Origin of the sequence: Bacillus sp. AP50 (assembly GCF_040492675.1) — a bacterium.
Lineage (GTDB): Bacteria > Bacillota > Bacilli > Bacillales > Bacillaceae_G > Bacillus_A > Bacillus_A cereus.
Map to the genome: position 1 here is coordinate 1 of NZ_JBEUTW010000635.1, position 1,801 is coordinate 1,801.

The following is a 1,801-nucleotide window of genomic DNA, read 5'->3' on the forward strand; positions in this document are numbered from 1 at the left end:
GACTAGGATTATCTATGAATGATGATATATCAGTGGAGTTACAAAATAAGAATATTAGTACAGAATTACTTATTCATACATTCTTTTCTGCGATACATCCTTTTTCAAAAATGCTCACTGATTTGTTAAAGCTGTTTGAAAGTAAAAGTATAAAGGAAACAAATGATAGGATGAAAATTAAGTTTAATTTCGATGATGAAAATAAAGAAACATTAGAATTTTCTTTAGAACATTTTAAAGCATGGGAAGAAGAATGGCGAAGAATAAGTAAGGAATTAAGTGTAATTGAAATAAGCAGGGAAGTTTTGTTTACATTATTTAATGCAATAGGAGAATTAATAGGTTCTAATAATCCACTAGTAAATTTTAAAGAAGAAGTAAGGAATTGCTGTAGTGCTGAGATTATTAATTGGTTAGAGGGATATAAGTTAAGATGGCCAAATAACAATATGCCTCAATTATCATGTACAGGTGAGTCAGATCTTGATGAATTATTATTGAAAATAAAGTTTATTTGGAATGAAACTATACAATTAATGGCTTCCCTAGGTATTGAGCATAGTGAAATCAGTGCTTTTTTAAGAAGAGAAAGTCAAATTAATAATAAAATTGAAGAATTATTGATGATGGAAACAGATTTCTTTGCTGGTTATTTTTTAGAACGTTATTGTATGTTAGTATACCAAATCAAATCTGCTAAGGAAAATGAAAAGAAACAAAGGGTTGCTAACGCAATTAGTAAATTAAAATCATGTATTGAAATTTTGCCACAAAATAAAATAAAAATTGATGAGATGCAAAAAAAATTAATAGCATTTTTAAATTTACCTATTTGGAAAAAGAGACATGAGGTCTATGCTGTATGGGTTTTAACACAAATTAATGATGCGCTTGGAAAAGATGAATTGGAATTCCATGCTATAAATGAAACATTGGAATTTTCTTTTGCTGGTTCCCATTTAGCAACAACTAAGAGTTATATGCCACCAATCCATGTTTGGTCAGAATATCGTTCTTCTCTGTCTAATCCAGTGGGAAAAGGAAGAAAGAAAGCTATCCAACCAGATTATTCGCTAATGAAACCTCCGATTACTAATGTATCTTCTACTGTAGTTGTAGTTGAATGTAAACAATATAAAAAGTTTGTTAAGGGGAATTTTAAGAATGCATTAATAGACTATGCTAGGGGTAGGCCAGAGGCTAAAGTTATTTTAGTCAACTATGGTCCTGTTAATGAAAAGGTTTTGGAAGAGATTGATAAGATAGATTCAACATTTAAAGATCGTATATTTATGATTGGAAGATTATATCCTGGACAAGCAGAATCTATTGAAGAATTTAAGAATTGTGTTAAAGGAGCCACAGAACAATATAAACAAAAAAAAGATGAGTCATATGATTATGAGTATTATCCGAAATTAAATGAACTTAGAGATATACAGTTGACTTGGAGTGAATTCCCTAAAGATTTAGATATCTATTTATTTATAAAGAATAGCAAAGAAAAGTATCAATTTTGTTATTCTAATAAAGGGAGTTTGGAAGATAATCCTTGGATAGAGCTAAAAGAAGATATACAAAATGGATATGGTCCTGAAAATATTCATGTAAAAAAGGTAATTAAAGGAGAATATTTAGTTGCTGTTAATAATTTTTCAAGTGAGATTCCACTTAGTGAAAGTAAAGCGGCATTAGATGTTGTAATAGGAGAGTTAAATTTAAAAATTGACTGTCCAGAAACTGGAGATGGAAAGTGGTGGATTGCATTAAAATGTAACCCATCTAAAGGGCAGTATAGAGT

Annotated in this window: 1 protein-coding gene; it reads left to right on the top strand. The window is 29.5% G+C overall.

The features are described 5' to 3' along the window. Positions 1 to 14: 14 nt before the first annotated feature. The coding region (locus ABWK52_RS27700; RefSeq protein ID WP_353772294.1) for a hypothetical protein at positions 15 to 1,801 on the top strand (1,787 nt) is incomplete at its 3' end.